Source organism: Rhodoplanes sp. SY1 (assembly GCF_046000175.1).
GTDB lineage: Bacteria > Pseudomonadota > Alphaproteobacteria > Rhizobiales > Xanthobacteraceae > Rhodoplanes.
The window spans coordinates 1-518 of sequence record NZ_JBEOMB010000267.1; the positions used below are offsets into that span (position 1 = coordinate 1).

Annotated in this window: 1 protein-coding gene; it reads right to left on the minus strand. The window is 72.0% G+C overall.

Annotated elements, in window-relative coordinates; all coding sequences use genetic code 11:
- A partial coding sequence (locus tag ABTU92_RS29040; protein ID WP_408095030.1) for an aminotransferase class III-fold pyridoxal phosphate-dependent enzyme occupies positions 1 to 518 on the minus strand: 518 nt, incomplete at both ends.

Below are 518 nucleotides of genomic sequence, written 5' to 3' on the forward strand. Positions count from 1 at the left end.
GCCGACCGGGAAGCCGCCGCCCAGCGCCTTGGCGACACCCATCACGTCGGGCGTGACGCCGACGCGCTGATGCGCGAACAGCGGGCCGGTGCGGCCCATGCCGGTCTGCACCTCGTCGAACACCAAGAGGAGGCCGTCGGCGTCGCAGATCTCGCGCAAGCCCCGCAGGAACTGCGGGGTGCCGACCCGCACGCCGCCCTCGCCCTGGACGGCCTCGACCAGGATCGCCGCGGTCTGCGGGCCGATCGCCGCCTTGACGGCGTCGAGATCGCCGTAGGGCACCTGGTCGAAGCCCTCGACCGGCGGGCCGAAGCCCTCCATGTACTTCTTCTGTCCGCCGGCCGCGAGCGTCGCCAGCGTGCGGCCGTGGAAGGCGCCTTCGAACGTGACGATGCGCACGCGTTCCGGCGCGCCGTTGGCCGCATGGTACTTGCGCGCGACCTTGATCGCGCCCTCCATCGCCTCGGCGCCGGAATTGCAGAAGAACACCAGGTCCGCGAAGCTCGCCTCGCACAGGC